At 65.9% G+C, this 21,844-nt stretch carries 14 protein-coding genes and 3 pseudogenes; 10 read left to right on the top strand and 7 right to left on the bottom strand.

The genetic code is table 11. From position 1 onward, the window contains the following. The first annotated feature begins 132 nt into the window (after positions 1-132). The 6 genes and pseudogenes from ACZ6CZ_RS34155 (at position 133) to ACZ6CZ_RS34130 (ending at position 6,633) form a co-directional block, all read left to right on the top strand. Positions 133-495, top strand: a complete 363-nt coding sequence (locus ACZ6CZ_RS34155) for a hypothetical protein (protein ID WP_469029225.1) — start codon at positions 133-135, stop codon at positions 493-495. Then, positions 492-1,205, top strand: coding sequence for a class I SAM-dependent methyltransferase (locus ACZ6CZ_RS34150; RefSeq protein ID WP_469029221.1), 714 nt, complete (start codon positions 492-494; stop codon positions 1,203-1,205). Before ACZ6CZ_RS34155 ends, ACZ6CZ_RS34150 begins: the two co-directional genes overlap by 4 nt. 40 nt (positions 1,206-1,245) lie before the next feature. Beyond that, positions 1,246-2,628 carry a hypothetical protein gene (locus tag ACZ6CZ_RS34145; protein WP_469029219.1) on the top strand — a complete coding sequence of 461 codons (1,383 nt, stop codon included), beginning with the start codon at positions 1,246-1,248 and terminating at the stop codon, positions 2,626-2,628. 66 nt (positions 2,629-2,694) lie between these two features. Beyond that, positions 2,695-4,077 carry an FAD-binding oxidoreductase gene (locus ACZ6CZ_RS34140; protein WP_469029216.1) on the top strand — a complete coding sequence of 461 codons (1,383 nt, stop codon included), beginning with the start codon at positions 2,695-2,697 and terminating at the stop codon, positions 4,075-4,077. Positions 4,078-5,192: 1,115 nt separating this feature from the next. Beyond that, positions 5,193-5,804: an IS5 family transposase gene (locus ACZ6CZ_RS34135; RefSeq protein ID WP_469029214.1), complete on the top strand. Its 612-nt coding sequence runs from the start codon at positions 5,193-5,195 to the stop codon at positions 5,802-5,804. Positions 5,805-5,848: 44 nt separating this feature from the next. Next, positions 5,849-6,633: pseudogene (locus tag ACZ6CZ_RS34130) on the top strand (transposase). Between the two features lie 210 nt (positions 6,634-6,843). On the opposite strand, the gene ACZ6CZ_RS34125 reads toward ACZ6CZ_RS34130, so the two are convergent. From ACZ6CZ_RS34125 to ACZ6CZ_RS34110, 4 genes are all read right to left on the bottom strand, one after another. After that, the gene (locus tag ACZ6CZ_RS34125) at positions 6,844-8,568 is read right to left on the bottom strand and encodes a lytic transglycosylase domain-containing protein (protein WP_469029211.1); all 1,725 of its coding nucleotides are present in this window, start codon (positions 8,566-8,568) and stop codon (positions 6,844-6,846) included. A gap of 1,078 nt (positions 8,569-9,646) precedes the next feature. After that, positions 9,647-10,099 carry a transposase gene (locus ACZ6CZ_RS34120; protein ID WP_469029207.1) on the bottom strand — a complete coding sequence of 151 codons (453 nt, stop codon included), beginning with the start codon at positions 10,097-10,099 and terminating at the stop codon, positions 9,647-9,649. Next, positions 10,096-10,242: a winged helix-turn-helix domain-containing protein gene (locus tag ACZ6CZ_RS34115; RefSeq protein ID WP_469029205.1), complete on the bottom strand. Its 147-nt coding sequence runs from the start codon at positions 10,240-10,242 to the stop codon at positions 10,096-10,098. Before ACZ6CZ_RS34115 ends, ACZ6CZ_RS34120 begins: the two co-directional genes overlap by 4 nt. Beyond that, a complete protein-coding gene (locus tag ACZ6CZ_RS34110; RefSeq protein ID WP_469029202.1) occupies positions 10,212-10,607 on the bottom strand; it encodes a helix-turn-helix domain-containing protein in 396 nt (131 codons plus the stop codon). Before ACZ6CZ_RS34110 ends, ACZ6CZ_RS34115 begins: the two co-directional genes overlap by 31 nt. Before the next feature lie 499 nt (positions 10,608-11,106). On the opposite strand from ACZ6CZ_RS34110, the gene ACZ6CZ_RS34105 reads away from it, so the two are divergent. Beyond that, a complete protein-coding gene (locus ACZ6CZ_RS34105) occupies positions 11,107-11,532 on the top strand; it encodes a QcrA and Rieske domain-containing protein (RefSeq protein ID WP_469029200.1) in 426 nt (141 codons plus the stop codon). Between the two features lie 1,018 nt (positions 11,533-12,550). On the opposite strand, the gene ACZ6CZ_RS34100 is transcribed toward ACZ6CZ_RS34105, so the two are convergent. Beyond that, positions 12,551-13,501 carry a DMT family transporter gene (locus ACZ6CZ_RS34100; RefSeq protein WP_469029197.1) on the bottom strand — a complete coding sequence of 317 codons (951 nt, stop codon included), beginning with the start codon at positions 13,499-13,501 and terminating at the stop codon, positions 12,551-12,553. A 151-nt stretch (positions 13,502-13,652) separates the two neighbouring features. Continuing rightward, on the bottom strand, positions 13,653-15,278 hold the full coding sequence (locus tag ACZ6CZ_RS34095) for an APC family permease (RefSeq protein WP_469029195.1): 1,626 nt from the start codon (positions 15,276-15,278) through the stop codon (positions 13,653-13,655). Between the two features lie 667 nt (positions 15,279-15,945). Between ACZ6CZ_RS34095 and uca the strand changes: the two genes are divergently transcribed. After that, the gene (gene uca / locus ACZ6CZ_RS34090) at positions 15,946-19,554 is read left to right on the top strand and encodes an urea carboxylase (protein ID WP_469029191.1); all 3,609 of its coding nucleotides are present in this window, start codon (positions 15,946-15,948) and stop codon (positions 19,552-19,554) included. Here the strand turns inward: uca and ACZ6CZ_RS34085 are convergent. After that, positions 19,523-20,196 (bottom strand): annotated as a pseudogene (locus ACZ6CZ_RS34085) (IS5/IS1182 family transposase). The gene uca and the pseudogene ACZ6CZ_RS34085 sit on opposite strands and share 32 nt — an antisense overlap. 263 nt (positions 20,197-20,459) lie before the next feature. Here ACZ6CZ_RS34085 and ACZ6CZ_RS34080 point away from each other — a divergent pair. Both ACZ6CZ_RS34080 and ACZ6CZ_RS34075 read left to right on the top strand, forming a co-directional pair. Next, entirely contained in the window at positions 20,460-21,653 is a 1,194-nt protein-coding gene (locus ACZ6CZ_RS34080) for a hypothetical protein (RefSeq protein WP_469029189.1), read from the top strand. Between the two features lie 75 nt (positions 21,654-21,728). Next, positions 21,729-21,844: pseudogene (locus tag ACZ6CZ_RS34075) on the top strand (IS630 family transposase); the annotation flags it as partial.

Raw genomic sequence — 21,844 nt, 5'->3', positions numbered from 1 at the left:
CAGCCACCCTGCACGGCACCGACCGGCGCACCCGCGGAAGGGAGACCGAGCGGCCAAGACCTCCGCCACTTTGACCCGGAAGAGCGGCACGTCGTACACGCCGTCCGGCAATGCCCTCTCCTGAACGGTCTCGTGCCCGCGCCGGCCGGCCCGCTGCTGCTCTTCGGCTACGCGGTGCCGTGGTTCGCCGCCTGCCTCGGGCTGCCGGTGCGCAACGCGGAAGCCGCCCAGGCGGTCGGCCGCGTGGGGGATCTTCCCGCGTGCCCGGATGTCCTCGGCGTCGTACCGACCGGCACGTTGCCGGGCTGGCTGGAGGCGTACGCCGCCCACAGCCCCATGACGGCGGCCGTGAACGCGATGCGCGCACTGTTCACCGGGGCCCGGCGACCAGCTACGTCCTGCAAGCCCTGGCCTGGTCGGTCGGTCACCTCCGTGACAGAAGTCCGCAAGAGACCGAGGAGGCACCGGGAGGCGACGCAATCATGGCAGCCATGACTGAACCTGCCGGCGTACCCGACGGCCCCGCGGTGATGACCGAGGTATTCGACGCCGTCTATCGAGGGGAGAGCCCGTTCGGCAAGCGCCCGCCGTGGGACACCGGGGCGCCCCAACCCGCCTACGTCGCCCTGGAGATAGCGGGGCTCATCCGCGGCACGGTGCTCGACGCGGGCTGCGGCACCGGTGAGGACGCCCTGCACCTGGCGGGCAAGGGCTACGCGGTGACGGGGCTGGACCTGTCTCCGACGGCGATCTCCCTCGCCCGGGACAAGGCCGCCGCGCGCGGACTCGGCGCCGTCTTCGAAGTCGCCGACGCCCTCGACCTCAGGGGCTACGAAGGGCGTTTCGACACCGTGGTCGACTCCGGCCTCGCCCACACCTTCGAGGGTGACAGGCTGCGCACCTACGCTGCGGCCCTGCACCGGGCCTGCCGCCCGGGAGCGGTGGCGCACATCCTCTCGATCAGTGACCGGGGGGCCGCGGAGATGCAGGCCCGGCTCGCCGAGGCCATCGAGGAGATACCGGCGCCGCTCCCGGACGACGACGAGCCGCCCGCCCTCAAGCGCTCCGCCGACCACTTGCGCGACGGCTTCGCCGAGGGCTGGACGGTCGAGTCGATCGACGAGGCCCTCATGCGCGGCATCATCCCCACCACGTCGGAACTCCTCGACGTGCACGCCTGGCTCGGACGATTCCGCCGTAGCTGACCGCGACCACCCAGGACGGCCCCTGAGAAGGTGATGAACGATGAAGGTGCGAACAGGCAAGTGGCTGCGGACCGTGGCGTCTTCACCGGCCGGCCGCGCGGCCGGACGCGCGTTCCCGTCGACCGGCACCTCCCCGGCACCGCCGAACTGGGCCGGAGCCGCCCGCACCGCCTACCGGTTCGGCTGCGTCTACGCCGGCCTGTACTGCCTGACCACCCCGCAGGTCTATCTGGCCCTGCGCGGGGGCGGTATGGGGCGTCTGCAGGAAGCGGCCGACGCCTGGGCGAAACTCTGGGCGATACGCCCGGTGCGGAACTGGATGTCCGTCCGGTTCCTCGGCAGGGAGCTGGGCGACCGCTTCGAGGGCGGCGACGACGCGCACACCTGGGCGGGGCAGCTCTGCTGGCTCGCAGGCGCCGCCGCGGCCACTCCGGTCTGGTCCGTACTGAACCGGCACCGGACGGACCGCGCAAACACTGACACATGGTTCCGCCTGGCTGCCCGTTTCTGCCTCGCGGGGCAGATGTTCTCCTACGGCGCGGCCAAGGCTGTCCCGCTCCAGTTCCAATTGCCGCCGTCCAAGCTCGTCGAGCCGCTCGGCGCCCTCAGTCCGATGAGCCTGCTGTGGGCGCAGACCGGATTCTCGACGCCGTACCAGATGCTGCTCGGCTGTGCTGAGATCACGGGCGGACTGCTGCTCATCGTGCCGCGCACGGCTGCGCTGGGCGCGCTGCTGTCCGCGGCGGAGATGGCCCAGGTGCTTGTGCTCAACATGACCTTCGACGTCCCCGTCAAGGTTCACTCCTTCCAACTGCTCCTTCTCAGCCTGCTTCTGCTGGCCCCGCACACGCCTCGCCTGGCCGGGGCCGTGCTCACGGAGCGCCCGCTCACGGCGGCCGCCCCCGCGGACCTCTTCCGTTCCCGCCGGGCGAACCGGATCGCGACCGCCCTCCAGGCCGGGGCCGGACTCTGGCTGCTCGGCGCGCAACTGCGCAACGACTGGACCTTCTGGAAGAACCACGGAGGCGGACGGGAGAAGCCCGAGTTGTACGGCGTCTGGGACGTCACCGACTTCTGCGTGGACGGCGAGCGGCTCCCGCCTGTGACGACCGACGGCCGGCGCTGGCGCCGAGTCGTCGTGGACTCCGCCGACGCCGTGGTCATCCAGTACATGGACGACTCGCTCGACCCCTGCATGGCGGCGATCGACATGAACGCCCGTTCGGTCGCCCTGACCAAGATGGCCGACCCGAAGTGGCAGGTGACGTTCACCTTCGAGCGCTCGGCCGACGATCACGTGATTCTGGAGGGCGAGGCCGAGGGCTGCCACCTCCGACTGCACCTGCGCCGCCGCGACCTCGGCACCTTCCCGCTGGTCAGCCGCGGCCTGCACTGGATTCAGGAGAACTCGTCCCTGCGGTAGCGGACCTTTGAGCCGAGCGGCGCTCGTATGACGGTGGCCACGCCGTCCCCGGAAGGAGAACAACGGATGAGCGTGGACGTGGAGACGCTGGCCGCCGAGGTGCGAGGCCCCGTCCTCCTGCACGGCAGCCGGGAGTACGACGAGGAGCGGACCGGTTTCCAGGCCGGCTTTCGCCACCGCCCCGCTGTCATCGTCGGCGCCGCTCGCCCCGAGGACGTGCGCGCCGCGGTCCGTTTCGCCGCCGTGCGGAGGCTGCCCGTCGCCGTGCAGTCCACCGGACACGGCATCGTCACCGCCCTGGACGGCGAGGGCGTTCTCATCACCACCCGCCGTATGAAGGCCATCGCGGTGGACGCGGACGCCAAAGCCGTCACGGCCCAGGCCGGCGTGGTGTGGGGAGAGGTCATCGAGCGGACCGCCCCGCACGGTCTGGCCCCCGTCAACGGCTCGGCCCCGCACATCGGCGTCGTCGGCTACCTCCTCGGCGGCGGCATCGGCCTGCTCGGCCGCCGGACCGGATACGCCAGCGACTACGTCCGCGCCTTCGACATCGTCACCGCGGACGGCGCGCTACGCCACGTCACGGCCGGCTCCGACCCCGACCTGTTCTGGGCGCTGCGCGGTGGCGGCGGCAACTTCGGCGCCGTCACCGCAGTGGAAACGGCCCTCGTGCCGGTGACGCGGGTCTACGGCGGCGGCCTTCACTTCGCCGCGGACCACCCCCTCCACCTGCTGCACACCTACCTGGCATGGACCCTGACGCTGCCCGAGGAGCTCACCTCCTCGATCTGCCTCATGACCTGCCCGCCGTGGCCGTCCGTCCCCGAGCCGCTGCGCGGACGCTACGTCGCACAGGTCCGGATCGCCTTCACGGGCCACGCCGCGGAGGGTGAACGGCTCGTGACGCCCCTGCGCGCGCTCGGTCCGCGTCTGGCCGACACCGTCCGGGAGATGCCGTACACGGAGGGCGGCACCATTTACCAGGATCCGCACGTCCCGCACGCCTACTTCGGAGGGAACGTCCTGCTGGGCGAACTCGATCCCACGGCCCTGCGGACCGTCGTGGACGTGGCCGGGCCCGATGCCACCGTGCCCTGCATCGTCGAGATCCGTCACCTCGGCGGGGCCTTCGCCCGCCGGTCCTCCGATCCGGGTGCAGTGGGAGGCCGTGACGCCGCGTACATGCTGCGCGTGATGACCAGCGGTGCTGCCGCGCCGTCCACGGCAGCCCGGCCGGTCCATCAGCGCGTCTACGACGCCCTGAAACCCTGGACCGTCGGCCGCAGCCTCAACTCCGTCTACAACGACGGCGCCCCGGTCTCCCAGGAGCAGGTGCGGGAACTCTTCGCGGCCGAGGACTTCGAGCGGCTGCGACGCGTGAAGACGCTGCACGACCCGCACAACCTGTTCCGGTGCACCCACAACATCCGGCCAGAAGGACGCGATTGACTGAGCTCTCTGGCCTGTGTACGGGCACCGTGCCGCTCGTCGTGGCCGTGCTCCCGCTGAACAGCCCTGCCGTGGTGATCGTTGTCGGCGGAATCCCGGGCTCGAGTTCGTCACCGGGTTGCTGCCGGCGCTGGTGTTGGGCGCTGCCGTTCTTCGGCTACGCGATGCCCTGGGTCGGCACCTTCGTCGCATGACGACGGGGGCGTCCGCACGAGGATGATCAACCGAGAAACCGCGACATCCTCGACGGCTGCCTCACCGGCACCGGCCAGCTCAAACCAAGCATGAAGACATCACGCTTTGAAGGCCAGTAGTTGCGGGGCCGCCACGATCCCCAAGCGATCGCCCACCATGCTCCGTTGCGTTGCGCTGCTCATGCATATGCCATACCGAGACGTGTGAGTTCACCAGTCCCGAGGCCGGGTCATCCGCCCTGTTTGCGGATATCCTATGCTTCGCGCGTTCCTGTACACACCCGGGCAAGATGATCGAAGTGCTTTCGGGCGCTGAACGTGTGCGATGCGGGAGGCGTGCTGTGATGGTGGTTGTTTCGATGGCGGTACGGAGGTGGATCTTGCAAAGTCCGCATGAGCGAGTGAAGTGGCCACTGGTCGAACGTGATTTGCAGATGAGAGAATTCAGGGAAACCTTCGGGTCCGACCACATTTCAGCGGTCACCATTCACGGACCTGCCGGGGTAGGGAAGACCCGCCTGGCTGAAGAGTTCCGCATGCACCCCTGTTCCTCACGGGCCAAATCCTATGGCCCGATGTTCTTGTGATCCTTGCGGCCAGCGTCGTAGTCGCGGCAATCTTCCATTCTGCACAGGACAGTATTCTTATTGCCATGCTGTTTCATGCTACCAATAATGCGGTGGGTGGAAGTTTTGCCAGTCAGCTATTCAGTGATGATGATCGGATTCGTCTGGGTATTTTCACCGCTGTCGGATGGTGGCTATTGGTGATCATAATCACGGCATGCAAACTGTGGCGTCGACCGACGAAATTTCCAGTGGAGCGGAGGAGCGGTTAATGCAGTGAGCTTCTTCGAGTGGGCCACAGATCGCGTGATGGGCGTGAAGCGCAACGAGCGAGGCCCCCGGGCTGTTGATCGAGGTGTCTGACACCACCCAGCAGGTCCACGACCTGTTACGCGACAAGACCCGCCGATTCCACGGCCGCCGGGCGGAGCCGACCGCGGCCGTGGTGGACGCGCAGAGCGTGAAGACCTCGGCAAACGTCGCCGAGACCAGCCCGGGCATCGACGCCGGCAAGAAGATCAAAGGCCGCAAACGGCATCTGATCACCGACACGCTCGGTCTGGTACTGGCCGTCCTCGTCACCGCCGCCAACGCGCACGACACAACCAGGGGCAAGCTCCTGCTCGACGACCCGGCCGCGGCACATCCAAGCGTGTCCAAGGTCTGGGCTGACGGCGGCTACCAGAACAGCATCTTCCACCACGGCGCCGGTCTGGGCATCGATGTCGAGGTGGTGCAACGGCCACGGGCCAAGGGGTTCGAACCGCTACCGAAACGATGGGTGATCGAGCGGACCTTCGGCCGGCTGATGCAGCACCGCCGCCTGGCCCGGGACTACGAAGCCCTGCCGCAGAGATCCCGGACGATGATCCACTGGGCCATGGCTAACAAAATGTCCCGCGAACTGACCGGAGAATCGGCACCAACGTGGCGCATTGGAACGGACATCTCACCTACATCGGCGTGAACGCTGATCAGATGCCCTCTCAGTCACGTTGCAAGGAGGCCTCGTTGGTCATCCATTTTGCCGGACTCGACCTTCCGCATGCGCTCGTGGAGTGGGTCACGATGCTGCTCGCACCCGTGAGGGCGACCGATGCTGCAAGCTCCACCCGGCTCAGCGCGTGATGGTGGCACTGGTGTACCTGCGCGAACACACCACTCTCGCGAAGATCGCCGCTGGATCCGAGATCAGCGGCTCCACTGCCCACGCCTACACGAGCGCGGTCGTCGACCTGCTTGCCGAACGTGTACCGGGTCTATTGAAGACGCTGCGCGAGCACGAACCCGACTTCGCCCTGCTCGACGGCACCCTCGCCGACTGCGACTGCGACTGCGACTGCGACTGCGACTGCGACTGCGACCGGGTCGGCGACGGCCGGGCCGACTACTTCCACAAACAACCGGCGCCACGGTGTGAACGTGCAAGTAGTCACCGACCCCAGCGGCCGGCTGCTGTCGCTCTCGCCCATCCTGCCGGGCCGCACCGATGACCTGACCTCCGCCCGCGCCCACCGGACCATCCGGATCTGCGAGCGCCAGGGCGTTACCATCGTGGCGGTTCTCGCCTGCCACGGCGGTGGCCCCTGGCTGACCAGAGGAATCAGACGCAGGCCGCGGCAGGAACTCACTGGCACCGAGAAGACCGTCAACCGGGCCCTGGCCTCGGCACGGGCACCGGTCGAACGAGGCGCCGGCCGCCTGAAGTCCTGGTGGATCTTCCGCAGAGCCCGCTGCAGTCCGAACCGCATGACGTCAATCACCAAAGCGTCCTCACCCATGAGCGGCAACGCTGAAGAAGCTCAGTGCGTCAATTGATGCGGTGGGACGCAGTGTGGTCGAGGGGTTGAGGCCACTGTTCTGGACAGAAGACCGTGGAGTGTCGCTGTTCCAGGGAGCAGTCAAGACCTCCGCCAGGGTGCCAGCCGTCGGCCAGGGCATCGACGAGGCAAGCGTCGGTACCGGCAGCACAGCGGTGCATGGCAGCACGCGGTGGGAGGGTCGCTTCAGGTGTCTTGCGACGGAGTGCCGGCTGCAACGACTCTCAATTCGAGGATGAGGGTGCCACCGCCGGTGGTGACGATACGGAGTAGGAAGGTGCCGGTGGTGTCGTCCGCGTACAGCTCGGGCAGTGTGAGCAGGCCTTTGTCGTCGGTCTTGAGGCCGGTGAGGGTGCGTACGGGCTTGCCGTCGGCGTCCTTGAAGGAGGGACCCTTGTCGTTCTCGGTAAGGTCGTCAGCCGACTTGATCAGGGTGGCGGTGGCGGCCACCTTATCCGCGACGGCGCCCTTATAGGTGGCCTGCACCTGGACCGGATTGGCGAATTCGCCGCCGGGGGCGCAGGTCAGCGGGGTGCCGCTGGTGAGGGTGAGGGTGTCGGCGGTGCGGGGGGTCACGGTAGCGGTGTAGTCGATACCCTTGGCCCGGTGGCCGATGACGGCGGTGGTGACGGTGAAGTCGCCGGTCTTGTTGCCGGCCTTGAGGGCGGGTGCGACCGCCACACCCTTGGCGTCGGTGGCGACGGTGGCGGCCCTGTCGCCGTCGGCGAAGGTGGTGTCGGTGTAACCGGTGATGATGAATCGGATTCGGACCTTGCCGACAGCCGTGCCGGCCTTGGTCTCAGCGCGCATGCTGATCCGCCGGGCGAAGTCGTCCCCGGCCCGCGCGGTGAGCTTGCCTGTGCCCGCGTCGGCCAGGTGATCAACGGTGCCGGAGGGAGTGGGCGGCTTCGGCGGGACCGGCTGCTTCGGCGGCGCGGGGTCAGGGCTTTCATCGCCGCTGCCGGGCGTGCCGGGCTTGGGTGGCTTGCCGGGCGGGTGGTGCGGCTTGTGGTGGGGCTTGGTCCGCGGCGGGTCGGTGGGCGACGGAGTACCGGTCGGCTGCCCGGTGTGCTCGTCGCTGCGGTGCGTGGGCATGCCGCCGGTGCCGTCGGGGACGGAGTGGCTGCCCTTGCGGTAGTACTCCAGCCAGTTCAGGACCAGGTTCAGATAGTCCTGGGAGTTGTTGTAGCTGAGGATCGCGCGGTCGACGTCGCCTTGGACGGACAGGTCCCAGCCGTTGCGGCACAGGTAGTGGCCGGCGGCGAGCGCGGCGTCGTAGACGTTGTTGGGGTCCTTGACGTCGTCCCCGTTGCCGTCGCGGCCGGCCCAGGCCCAGGTGGACGGGATGAACTGCATCGAGCCGACGGCCTGGTCGTAGGAGCTGTTGCCGTCGTAGCGGCCGTTGTCGGTGTCCTTGATGAGCGCGAAGCCGTTGCCGTCGAGCTGCGGGCCGAGGATGCGGCCGAGGGTGGTGCCGTCGGCGTCGACCCGGCCGCCGCGGGCGTGGCCGGACTCCACCTTGCCGATGGCGGCGAGGAGTTCCCAGGGCAGGTTGCAGCCCGGCTTGGAGCCGCGCAGCTCGGCCGCGGCCCTGCGGTACGCGTCCAGGACGGTCGCGGGGATGCCCGCCTCGGCCTCGCCACGGGAGACCGGGGTGCCGATGACCGGCGACGGGGTGGGGCCGGGCTCGGGGCTGTCGAGCGGCGGAAGGTCCGTGTAGTACGGCGAGTTGCCGCTGGCACCAGCCCTCGAAGAGGCAGGGGCGGATGGCAGGTCAGCTGCGTTCATCGGCTGATTTCGATTGTTCCCCACTGGCTGCGGAGCTTGAGACGCAGCCAGGGCAGCGACCGTTACCGCGACGACCGCGCTCGCTGTTAGCCCCCTGCGCAGTTGACCGCCGCGTGCCAGCATCGTGTTCCGTTCTCTGCAGGGTGGATGGATTCAACTTGGCCAGAGAGTTCGCTGTAGCCGACAGTAATTGTCCTGGATGCAAGGCCTCGTACGACGGAGTACAGGTTGCTCAAATCCTGTCGCACGTGACCGGTCCCAGGAGTGCCTTGGAGCTGCGGAGTGCTGCAGGACGGGCCAGTGTCCGCCTGTCGCAGTCATGCCCCGCCACGACGTCCCGGACGGACACCATGCAGATTGCCGACGTGATCGGCCTGACCAAGGCCAAAGCGCGGGCAGCCGTACGGTCGGATCAGCGGCGTGTGCCGATCTCCGCTTTCAGCAGCGCGAAAGAAGCCCTCGGCGGTGGCATCGCCGTAGCACGAGCCGGTTCGTCCCATGCTTCGCCGCAGCCTCAATCGGCTGTCATCTCGGCGGGGTTGCAGCGGTGTGCTTCGCTCCACGGTCCGAGTGCACGATGCAGCCGCGGCCGTTACTCTGGATCTGGATGCCGCGGTCCCGCACGCGCTCGTGTGCCGTGCGATGTGCGCGGTCACTGATCCACTGACCCATCTCCTCATCCGTGGGCAGCCTGCGCCCCGGAGCAAACCGCCCGGGGCACGGCATGGTGCGATGGGTGAGGTGCTGGTCAGCCGAGCGGATCTGTGGTGTCGCGCAGGAGGGTCAGGACCGGCGCGTACGTGCGGGCCTTGATGGTGCCGCTGGTGTCGCCGGCATTGTTCACCTGAGTCTGAGTGAGCCTTTTCAGCGACCACCCTGCAGGGTGATGTGCACTCGGGCGTTGACCGACCGGCCGACCTGCTGGATCGGAAGCCTGCACTGTTGAGCCTGTCACCCGATCGGGGTCAAGCTGAAAAGGCTCAGTGAACCTCTTTCATCCTGGAGTCCCAGGAGTGAAGATCCAGAACATCACCGCAGGTCAGAGCTACTCAAGGCATCATGCCGAGCCGAGGATGAAAGAGGCTCAGTGATCTCGATGGCGGTGGAGCGCACGGCATCCTCGTCTGCCGCCTGGTCGATGATGCCGGCGGCCCACAGGACGTGATCATCAACGAACAAGGTCCACTTTCACAACAGACCCTTACTGATCCTTTCGTAAGTTCGGTGGGTGTGGTGGGTGGATGGTCAGGCCGGTGTGGGCCAGGAATGACCATGGCAGTCGGGGGTTGGTGTTGATGCGGTGGATGCCTTGTTCGGTGGCGTCGGCGACGTCGGCGAGGTGGTCGCCGGCGCGGACAGGCCGTCCCGGACCAGGACCACTCGCTCGCCGCGGTAGAACGACCTTCATCTGCTCGAGGACCTCGACGAGGGCGGCGGTGTCGTAGCTGCCGGGCTTGAGGTGGAAGCACAGCCGGGCCCCGCGATCGGGGTCGGTGGAGTGGTAGCCCAGGGCCCCGGCCATCGACGCGCGCTTGCAGTTCAGGCGGTGCCGCAGGAGCGGAGTCTGCCCTCGGGGCGAGTAGGTGCGGCGGATCTGAGGGAGCAGGGAGACGCCTGATTCGTCGAGGAAGACGATCCAGGCACGTGTGTTCACGGCCCCTTTTTGATGCGCGGCCACTCGTGCGCGATCCAGCGGGCGATCTCGGACTCGTCCCGCTCGGCCGCCCGCCGCTCGGGCCGTTGCAAACTCCACCCGAGCCGGCCGGTCAGCAGCCGCCACACCGACGCCCTCGACAACACCACCCCGTAGCCCGGGTGACGACCGCACCGACTCGTTCCAGAGTCCACAGGCCGGCCTCGAAACGATGCGCCTGGGCACCTTGCTCCAACGCGGCCCGCACCATCTCGACCTGGTCGTCCAGCTTGGGTGGACGCCCGGTAGCTGCCCGTCGCCGCAGGCTCGAAGCACCGCCTTGCTCCCACACCCGTCGCCAACGCCGCACACTCTCGGCACACACCCCCACCGCCCGCGCGATCTCCGCATTCGAGACAACGCCCTCGAACAACCCGACTGCCCGAACACGACGCGCCTCCGCCAACCGAGGCCGCGACAAAGGAGGAAGGCAGGAGCCGGCAACCGAAGAGGAAGGTCGATAAGTCACCCCGACAGCCTCCCACCCACACACCCACCACACCCACCGAACTTACGAAAGGATCAGTAGCACAAGTCCGGCGACTGCTACGAAGAGCCCGACGCTCCACACGAGGAGTCGGCCGTCGTCCAAGGCGTCCACACACACGACCTGCGACTATTCAGGCTGAAAGAGGCTCGGTTAAGCAGTGACTACTCAATCAAGTTGCATGCAGTTGCGCTTTACTTCGTTACAGGAATCCGACTAGCGTGCAGTCGGCAATCCTCTGCAGAGAGATCCTATCCTAGTCTGGTGCCCATGACGAGACTAGGGGCTCCCGCCTGATGCACATGGCAGGCGGGAGCCCAACTCGCGCATGTTTAGCGGTACGAGGCTCGATCGTGGTCTCTCATCATGTTTATGGCGTGGGCAACGGGTCTTTGCATCTCGTCACCGCACAGAACACCACTGCGACATTCGTCCTCAAGGAACAGCCTACACAATGCGGAGGATTGAGATGGAGACTTCAGTGGACAAGCCCGTCGAACATACCCGCCGAGCGGTCACTGCCGCCGCCGTCCTGAGTGCTTGCACGCTGCTTGGAGTATGCAGCGCGTGCAGCAAGGACAATGACGGCGGACAGGTGCAGAAAATTGTGGACCAGAAGGCCAAGGAAATTGTCCAGCTCGACCAGATACCCGAAGGGCGGGGCGTCGTGGTGCCGAGTGCCAATGTCGTCGTCATCCGCGGCAAGGGCGATTCTGTATGGGCCTTCGACGCCATCTGTACCCACGCCGGCTGCACGGTCGCGGAGGTGACGGCCGATTCCATCAACTGTCCATGCCACGGGAGTAAGTTCGACCCGAAGACTGGAAAGGTGATGCACGGGCCGGCCACGAAAAACCTGCCGCGGGTCACGGTCGAGGTCCGCAACGGTGTGGTCCTCCGGGCTTGAGCATACAACCAATGAGTTTCTGTCAAATCCTGCATTCGGGCTGGTCGAAGGCATGCTGACGGTGGCATGTGCTGACCCGCAACAGGGCTATGCGCAGCAGCCTTGCAGCTGGCCACCGCGCTCCTGATGTTCTGCCAGGCCCGGTCAGCTGTGCTGGCAGCCAGGTTGGGAAAGGCTATCTACGTTGCACACCGGAACAGAGCGAGCCGGCTGCCAAGTGTCGTCGGATGCGACGGCCTCGCCGCTACCCACCTGGACGCCGAGGGCAAGGCGGTGGACACCTGGTACTCCGCGAAGAAGCCATCCGGGGTGAACGTGCACCTGGCCGTTGTGGGCGGAGTGTCCGACGCTGAGCCCGGCTCGGTGCCAGGCATTCTCGACCCACGCACCCACTGAGCCTTTTCCAACCTGGCCGCCGGGTACGTCGACCATGCCGGCGGGGCGTTCGCGGCGAGGCGGCCGACTGTGGATCTGCTGGTTACAGGCCTGCCACTGGTCGGCGTTGTCGCTGCCCGACATGCCTTTGACCAGCATAGACGTGAGGTTGGAAAAGGCTCACTGCCTTCTCTGTGCAAGGCTGCGGTGCCAGTCTTTCCACCCTCGCCGACAGCGGCTATCGGGGCTCCGGCATTCAGCACCCCAGGAGCCTCGCGGCAGCTCCCACGTGCAGCTTCACCTCGACACTCGGACCTGCAACGCGCTCCTGCGCGAGGGTGCGCGCGCTCGGCGAAGGGGCCGCCGCCGAATCAGGGGAACGCTGGCGCACCCTCAAGCGCATCACGATCAGCCCCATCCGCATCGGCGGCGTCGCCCGAAGCCTCCTTCGCCCTCAACGACGCCTGGTGATGACCTCCGCTGAGACACTTTCAGTGCGCGGCATTCCGGCGAGGAGACCGATGGATCGGCCGGTCAGGGATGGATGGAGATGTTCTCACACTCACTGGAATTTATACTTGACAGTAGTGACACTGTCAGATGGCCCCACCGCTGCCACGACAGTTAGGAGTGCGCGACCTTGCTAGGGAAGGCTCAGTGCGCGTTGGCCTTTCACTATTGGGGATAAGACAGAGAGGACGATTCCCGTAGCAATAAGTACCATGCCGGTGATGTTCCCCGCGCTGGCTTCCTCCTTCAGCAGCAGGAATCCGATGGAAGCGGCCGTCAGTGGTTCCGCAAGCCCCAGCAAGGCGGCGGAGGAGGCTGCCAATCCCGAGAGCCCTCTTAAATACAGGCAATACGCGACTGCTGTGGCCATAATTCCCATCCATGCGACAGCTAGCAATTCGGAGGGTGAGGACAGTTCGCGCATGCCGCCTGTGACTGCAATCGCTGGACTGAGAAAGAGCGCTGCCGCCGTAAAATATGCGGTTGTGACGGCATGGGGTTGGACACCAGCAGTGATGAGTGATTTGGCAGCTATCGTGTATGTACTGTATGCGATGCCGGCTGCCAGAGCGCAGATAGTGCCGAGAAGGGGGATAGCCGGTGCGGAGCCCGAAGGGATGCAGATCAGCCCTAAGCCGGTAATGCCCAGGATAACAGCGGGAACCCATCCGGGTTTAGGTTGCTGCTTGCGTAGAAGGGCGGCGATGCCGGTGAATACCGGCGCCGATCCGATGGCCAGGAGTGTGGCCATCGCAACTCCGGCACTGCGTATGGCGGCGAACAGGAAGATTTGGAAGGCGGTCACGGCGACCGCACCCACCAGGCAAGTGAGCAGATTTCTCGGTTCGGCAAGCTTCTGCAGTGTCGGCAGAGTGCGCATACACGTCATATAGGCCAGGAGCACGCACGCCGCGATCGCCGCGCGGACGCTGCTGACTGCCAGGATGCCGGCCTCATGCACGAAGGAGTGGGCCAGCCCAATGGTGCCCCACAGCACAGCACCCGACGTCACCTGGCAAGCGCTACGAACGGCAGCACCCATCAGATGACCTTCTTCGAGGCGGGTACGGGAAGGGACAGCCAAGAGGTGACTGATGACGGCCGGGCCGAGTCTGGATCCCGTTTGCTGTACGCCGCACCATGGTGGCGTGCTGATCGGGACAGCGAGGACGGGGCGAGCGCAAACGGCGAGATCCCGAGCATAGGGCGGTTCTCCTGTGTACGAGTAAATGGGTCTATCGACGCACGGCAGCCTGTCTGCGGCAGGAGAAGAACCAGCACACACAGCCCGCGCACGAAACTGCTGCGACGAATTCGACGGGGAACAGCAGTGACCACCACCGGCCGGACCCGGCCGGGTCGTAGATCTCAGGCCGCGGCCAGGCGATGTTGACTGCCATAAGCAGGCCATAGGTGACAGCGGCCAGGTTGATGACCAGGCCGTAGCGTGAAAGTGAGAACTGTCCGGGTTCGGCCGACGGATAGCGGCCTCGGATTCTTCTCAGCAGCAGGGGTGCGGTGACCAGCAGGTAGGCCAAGTAGACGATGACTACCGACGTCCCGGTCAGGACAGCGAAGAGGGTGGGGTTGCCCAGATTCACGAGCAGGACCCCGGAAGCGAGGGCACCACTGATCACAGCAGGCCACACCGGGGCACCAGTGCGCGGACTCACCTTCGCCAGGATTGCGGAAAAGGGCAACGAGCCGTCTCTGCCCATCGCATAGAACAGCCGCACCGTCCCGGTCTGGATGGTGAGGGTACAGACCATCACGGCGAGTGCCACGTCAGCGAGAAGTATCTTGCCAAGAGTCCCGTCGAGCACGTTCGCGATGACGTAAGGCAGGCCTTGTGTGGCGAGTCGCCCATCGGTGAGGCTCGGTGCTGCCATGAGAGCCGATAGAAGCAGGGCCAGGCCGATCACCCCTGACAGAGCCAGCGCGCGCAGCACCGCCCGTGGGGCGGTCTTGCGAGGAGACATCGTTTCTTCAGCCACCGAAGCCGCGTTGTCGAATCCGTACATGACGTAGGCGGGCATGAGCGTTGCCATGAGGAGGCCGGCTGTTCCTGGGGAAGCGGACTGCCTGGCGTGGTGATCAATGACCACTACACCAGGCCCCCGAACAGCGGCCGGGACCAGGCCACCGAGCAGAACTGTCAGTCCCAAGATTTCCGATACCACGCCAATGTCGTTCAACCGCGCAACGATTCGCACTCCGGCTGCATTGGCTGTTGTTGTGAGGACGATCAAAAACAGCCCGAGCAGGACCGCGTTGGTCGCACCGGATGCGGAAGTTATGGAAGGATCGCTGCCAGCTATTTGGAAACCTTGCCAGAGCGAGGGAAGAACGACCTGCAGTGCAATCGCAGCTGCGCCGAAGGCCAACACGCAGCCGATCAGCATCAGCCAGCCAGCGAGCCAGGCTATAAAACTGCCCCCTGCATACTTAGCCCATTGGTATACCGAGCCGGCCAGCGGATAACGGCTGGCAAGCTCTGCGAAACACAACGCGACGAGGGACTGGCCCAGAAATACTGCAAGCCACGACCAGAATAATCTGCTGCCACCGAACGAATATCCCAGGCCAAATAGTTGAAATGCCGTGGTGAGGATAGAAACGAAAGAGAACCCGGCGGCAAAAGCCGAAAAGCTCCCTAGAGATCTCGAAAGTTCTTGCCGGTAACCGAACGTGGCCAGCTGCTCTGCCTCCAACGGCTCACTCAGCCCTTCTGTCCCGCCGTCCGGTCGCCGGCCACGGACTGCCATTGCCCGACCGTCTGACCTGATGGCGTGGACACGTGAGGTGCGCGACGACCAGTCGATCTCTGCGGCAGTTCCAGCATCAGCATCTTCAGAGTCCATACGACCTCGTCCCAGATGGTGGAAGCATGCATTGATCGTTCCCAGCTGCGAGCATGCGCTCGAACCCATGCTTTGCACTGAGTCACTCTGCTCGCCTGAGTAATCACTGCTCATTGCTTCAAAAAATCAGACGTCAGCCTTCCCGGGGTACCGGTTGGGGGCTTTCCAGGTCGCGTGTCTTGACTTTGGTGAAGACCTCAGGTGAGGTGGGCATACTGTGTGGCTTGATTTCGGTCCCTCGCTACATATAGGAGGTCACCTTTTACCTGCCTGAAAGATTTCGCCAGCCGCGCCTTGTGTGCCCAAAACTGCCGTCACGCCTGTTCCGATGCGCCATGGGGTTCGGCAGGATGAAAATCAGAAGCATGATGCGTCGTCCAATCGCATCGAGCCGCTCATCGTGGGGCAACACGTTATGCGCCGGCGCCGCTGCGTCACACGATCGATTACCACTTGCAGAGACGCAATAAAATCAGCTGCCTCCTGGGCACGCCGCTTGGGAGGCTCGCGTATATCCTCCCCGCCATCGAACTGATCCCGGCGTTCCCGACCAGAGAGTCCCCTGCACCAGAACTGACACCACCGTTCTGCCGTCCCCGTCCAGCAACCTTCGCAGCGGACGGGAACGGAGATCACCAGCGAGACGAAAAAGACGAGGACGTACGCCATGACGTTCGACACCCTGCTGGTTGCCAACCGCGGTGAGATAGCGTGCCGCATCATCGGCACGGCCCGGCAGCTCGGCCTGCGCACCATCGCGGTCCACTCGGACCCCGACCGCGGCGCCGCGCACGTACGGCTAGCCGATGAAGCCGTCCGCCTCGGCCCCGCGCCCGCCAAGGAGTCCTACCTCAACGCCAGCCTGGTCCTGAAGGCCGCCAAGGACACCGGTGCCGGCGCCATACATCCGGGCTACGGATTCCTCTCCGAAGACGCGGGCTTCGCGCGCCGCTGCGCCGATGCCGGCGTGGTCTTTGTCGGCCCCACCCCCGAACAACTGGAACTGTTCGGAGCCAAGCACTCTGCGCGCGCCGCCGCCGAGGCAGCAGGCGTGCCGCTCGCCCCCGGCACCGGGCTCCTTCCCACAGTGGCCGCGGCCCTTGAGGCGGCCGCGGAGATCGGCTATCCCGTGATGCTAAAGGCGACCGGCGGTGGTGGTGGCATCGGTATGCAGGCCTGCCATGACGAGCACGAACTCGCCGACGCTTGGGACCGCGTACAGCGCGTGGCTGCTGCCGCCTTTTCCTCCACCGGCGTCTTACTGGAACGGCTGGTGGAGCGGGCCCGCCACATCGAGGTGCAGGTCTTCGGTGACGGACAGGGCAAGGTCGTCACTTTCGGAGACCGCGACTGCTCGCTGCAACGCCGCAACCAGAAGGTGCTGGAGGAGAGCCCGGCGCCCGCGCTACCGGACCGTGTCCGCCGTGAACTCGCCACTGCTGCCCGGAACCTGTGTGCTTCAGTGAGCTACCGCTCCGCCGGTACGGTCGAGTTCGTTTACGATGCCGCCCGCGCAGAGATGTACTTCCTGGAGGTCAACAGCCGTCTTCAGGTCGAACACCCGGTGACCGAGGCGATTTACGGGGTGGACCTTGTGGCATGGATGCTGCGCCTCGCGCAGGGTGACATCACGGTCGTCACCGAGCCTCCTGTGCCCACCGGCCACGCCGTCGAAGCGCGCGTGTACGCGGAGGACCCTTCCCGCGACTACTGCCCAAGCGCGGGCCTGCTCACCCGTGTCGTGTTCCCCGAGGGCGTTCGCGTGGACACCTGGGTCGAGACCGGCACGGAGGTCATCACCGCGTACGACCCCATGCTCGCCAAGGTCATCGCGCGCGGCGCCGACCGCACCGAGGCGCTCGACTGCCTGGAATCGGCACTCGCCGCGACCCGCGTCGACGGCATCGAGACCAATCTCGGCCTGCTCCGCACCGCACTCCGAGACGCCGACGTCCGTGCCGCCACCCACTCCACGGCCTCACTCGCAGCTCTCACGGATCCGACCCCGCGCATCAACGTCGTAGCCCCGGGCACCCTGACCACCGTGCAGGACTGGCCCGGACGGACCGGATACTGGCATGTGGGGGTGCCTCCGGGCGGACCCATGGACGACCTCTCCTTCCGGCTCGGCAACACCGCGCTCGGGAATGACGAGGGCGCGCCCGGCCTGGAGTGCACCCTTCAGGGTCCCTCCCTGAGGTTTACTCACCCGGTGACGGTCTGCGTCTCCGGTGCTCCCGCCCGGGTGACGATCGATGGTGCCGACACCCCGCAATGGGAGCCGGTCACCGTCGATGCCGGACAGACTCTCTGTGTCGAGGCCCCCGCCGGGCCAGGCCTGCGTACGTACGTCCTGTTCGCGGGAGGTCTGGAGGTGCCGGAGTTCCTGGGCAGCGCAGCCACCTTCACCCTTGGGCGGGTCGGAGGACACGGCGGCCGCGCCCTGCGTGCGGGCGACGTCCTGCACGGCGGGAAGGCCTGTACGAATACCTCCGTCGTCCCCCCCGACGAACGCCCAGTCTTCGGCACCGCCTGGCAGCTGGGAGCGGTCGAAGGCCCGCATGCCGCTCCCGAGTTCTTCACCGAGTACGACATATGCGAGTTCTACGCCACGCACTGGCAAGTGCACTTCAATTCAGCGCGCACTGGCGTCCGCCTGCTCGGCCCCACCCCGCGCTGGGCACGCAGCGACGGCGGTGAGGCGGGGCTACATCCGTCCAATATCCATGACACACCGTATTCCGTGGGCGCCGTCGACTACACCGGCGACATGCCCGTCATCCTCGGCCCCGACGGCCCCTCCCTCGGCGGCTTCGTCTGTCCGGCAACAGTCGTCACCGGACAGCGCTGGAAGCTGGGCCAACTCCGGCCAGGTGACACCGTCCGATTCGTACCGGTCACCGCAGACGCGGCATGCGAACTGCGACGCAACCCCGTCGCGGCCCCGCGCTCCGACCGTCAACCCATCGCGGACGGCGGTGTCCTCGCCCGTCTGGAGCGGACCGAGGGCCACCCCATGGTCACCTACCGACGAAGCGGCGATGACAACCTCCTCATCGAATACGGGCCCATCCAGCTCGACCTCGCGCTGCGCATACGCGTCCACGCGCTCGCGGAGGCACTGGTCGCCCGAGGGCTCGACGGCGTCGTCGACCTCACCCCGGGCATCCGCTCGCTCCAGGTCCAGACGAACCCCGATGTACTACCGCAGCACGAACTCCTCGACGCTGTGCTGCGCGTGGAGGAGGAACTCCCCGCCACTGATGAGCTGGTGGTGTCCAGCCGAATCGTGCACCTGCCGCTTTCCTGGGATGACCCGGCTTCGCGCGAGGCCGTCGCCCGCTACACAGCGGACGTCCGGGACGACGCCCCGTGGTGCCCGTCGAACATCGAGTTCATCCGCCGCATCAATGGTCTGGAGGCGATCGAAGACGTGCACCGTGCCGTTTTCGATGCCGAGTACCTGGTCCTGGGCCTGGGTGACGTGTACCTGGGCGCTCCCGTCGCCACTCCGCTGGACCCGCGGCACCGGCTGGTCACGACCAAATACAACCCGGCCCGCATCTGGACCGCGGAGGATTCCGTCGGCATCGGCGGCGCGTACCTGTGTATCTACGGGATGGAGGGCCCCGGCGGCTACCAGCTTGTCGGCCGCACGACGCAGGTGTGGTCAGCCTGGCAGCAGCGCGGCGCCTTCGAGCCGGGCAAGCCGTGGCTGATGCGCTTCTTCGACCGGATCAGGTGGTACCCGGTCGGGGCCGACGAACTCCTCGAGCTGCGTGCGGACATCATCTCCGGCCGGTTCGTTCCAAGGACTGAGGAGGGCACCTTCTCGCTCGCCGCGTATCAGACCTTCCTTGAGGAAAATGCCGCGTCGATCGCCGCCTTCCGGAAGCGGCGAAGCGCGGCGTTCGATGCCGAGCGCGATGCCTGGGACGCCGCCGGAGAGTTCGCCCGCACAGGGGAGGACGCCGGACCATTCCAGTCGGCTGCCCAGGTTGTGGTCCCCGAGGGCAGCAGCCTGGTCGAGGCTGACTTCCAGGCATGTGTCTGGCAGGTCAATGTAAAGGTCGGCGACCGGGTGTCGGCTGGTCAGCTTCTGGTCGTACTCGAGGCGATGAAGATGGAGTCACCGGTGTTGGCTCCCACAGACGGTATCGTCACGAAACTATTGACCGAGCCCGGTAGCCAGGTCGCGGCGGGCACCGCTCTCGTCGTCCTCGCATCCGTCGATCCTGTGTCACCTAGCCCTTTCTACGTTGCCGAATCAGAGTGAGGACGGCTGCCGCGAGTGCGTCATTCGATTCAGACTGCACCGCGCCTTGCGGAAGATCCGAGTCGGGCGCGGCCGCGCCCGACCGCTCCCGGGCACGGCAGAGCGCCCGGTTGACGGTTCGCCGTGCCAGGGACAGTTCGCCCTTGGACAAGCGGTGTCATGGGATGGTCAGCGACGCAACCGCGCTGATGCAGACGCAGTCGGCCACCACCGACATCTATTGGTGTCTGCAGATTTGCAGGATTCCGTGGGTGCGGGCGACGATCAGGTCGTGTGTGCGGCCCGTCAGTCCGGGCGAGCACCAGTTTCTCATCCCGTGCAGGCGGTGTTTGACGGAATAGTCGGCCCGGCTGCCGCCGACCCGGTCGCACTCCGCCAGGGTGCCGTCGAGCCGGACGCAGTCCGGGTCGGACCTACACAAGACACCCAGCAGTCCCGCAGCACGCTGGGCCAGCAGGTGACGCCGGTGCAGGAGTGTGCGCTACCGACGGCAACGTAGAGGCTACGGCGATCGGGCCATGGGGTTCGTGCCGGCACAGCTACACCGCAGCGACCAGGGCACGGCGCTGCGGGAGCGGCGACGGCGGACACCCTTGGATCATGATGAGCTGATGACCCACTCGACCAACACGTGCGCAGCACAAGTACAGCAGGGTAAGGAACCCATGAGGAGCCTGAGCTGACGAGTTCCGGCTCCGAACACCTCCCTCCTCAGCACGTTGCGCCGCGTACGTTGCGCCCTCGGTGCCGTCACCTCATCGGTGGTCAGCCAGTGGATTCAGTACAAGGACCGACCGGCTGCGAGTGCTGACCGGGCTGACCGGGCTATTGAGCGACAGCTACTCAGTTGGAGAGCGTCGGCTGGGACGTCTATCAGAGAGAAGTCGTCCTCTAAGGAGCTGTCCATGTCTGCAAAGCTCGTTCGCTCGTCCGCGCTCGCTGCGATCAGCTCATGCCTACTCGGCGGAGCCGTTGTGAGCGCCGTCCCTGCGCAGGCCGCACCTGCCGCCGCTGTCGCTGCTTACGTCTCCGTGTCAGACGATCTGGGCAACGGTGCAACCCAGAACATCCCCAGCAACCGTACGGCAGTGAGCCACAACGGTACGGCGAGTGTCACGCGCATCGGGAGGGGTGACTACCGAATCACATTGCATGGAGTGAGTTCGGTATCGCGGACAGGCAAAGATATGTTGGGTGCGGTTCAGGCTCACGCGACAAGCGCCGCAAGTATCTGCTACGGGCGTCCCAGCCTGTTCCTTGGGCAAGACGTCACTTTCACGGTTGCCTGCATTTCTACCGCCGGGCAACTGGTGGATGCTGGATTCGATGCTTACTACACGCAGGGATTCACCGAAGAAGGTGCGCTTGCCATCATGCGTACCGACAACGCACTCACAAAGAACGGAGTGAGCACTCCTGCGGTCAGGCGAGCCAGGACCGCGACTGACCCCCTGAGTGGGAATATCACTATCAACCGGACGAGCAAGGGGCGCTACACCGTCGTTACGCCGGCGCTTCCCGGGCGCGGCGGCGCGTCGTTCTCGGTGGCTGCGAATCACCCTGGCGACACGCACTTCAACACCTGCCGGTTCCTCTCACATGTCCAACTGGACAGTCGCAAGGAGCAGTTCAAGATCGCCTGTGATTCGCTCGCATCGGCCACCCAAGCTTCGGTTCCAGGTGATCCACAAGGTATCACTCTGCTCTATTCGCGGAGCGCTAGTCTGATCGGACTCAAGAACCAAGCGTCGGATGCTCATGCCTCCGTTCCGGCTCAGCCTGTAGGATCGACTAAGGTGCCGGCCGCACAGCGCAACCGTATGTACGGATCTCAGTCGGGTTCCATCTCGGTGCGCCATCCGAAGAAGGGTAAGTACCTGCTGACACTGCCTTCTCAGGGATCCGGGACGGGGCTCGGTGGTGGCACTAGCGTGACGGCAAACAGCGCAGGATTCGCTTACTGCCACTCCCTGGGATCGTCACATGCTGCGACCAGTACGCCCGGCGTCACTAATGAAGATGTAGAAGTTGAGTGCTTGAACAGCACTGGCAAGCTCACGGACTCAGCTTTTGACTTCCAGTTCGCCACCCGTCAGTAGCTCCGTCCCTACTGACCTTCAAAGCGTGGTGTCGGCAGGGCTGACGGTTCATGATCCCTGCGGTACGCCGGTGGCATGAGGTATGCGCAAGGGGGCGGGCTGACCGACGAACGGCGGGCTTTCCGCGAGAAGTTGCGTTGGGAGGCGGCCGAGCGTTTCCGGCAGGGTGACGAGAGCGCGGTCATCGCTCA

The organism is Streptomyces sp. NPDC041135 (assembly GCF_055592085.1).
The sequence above is the reverse complement of the archived record's forward strand: the minus strand, read 5'-3'. Positions and strand labels throughout refer to the sequence as shown.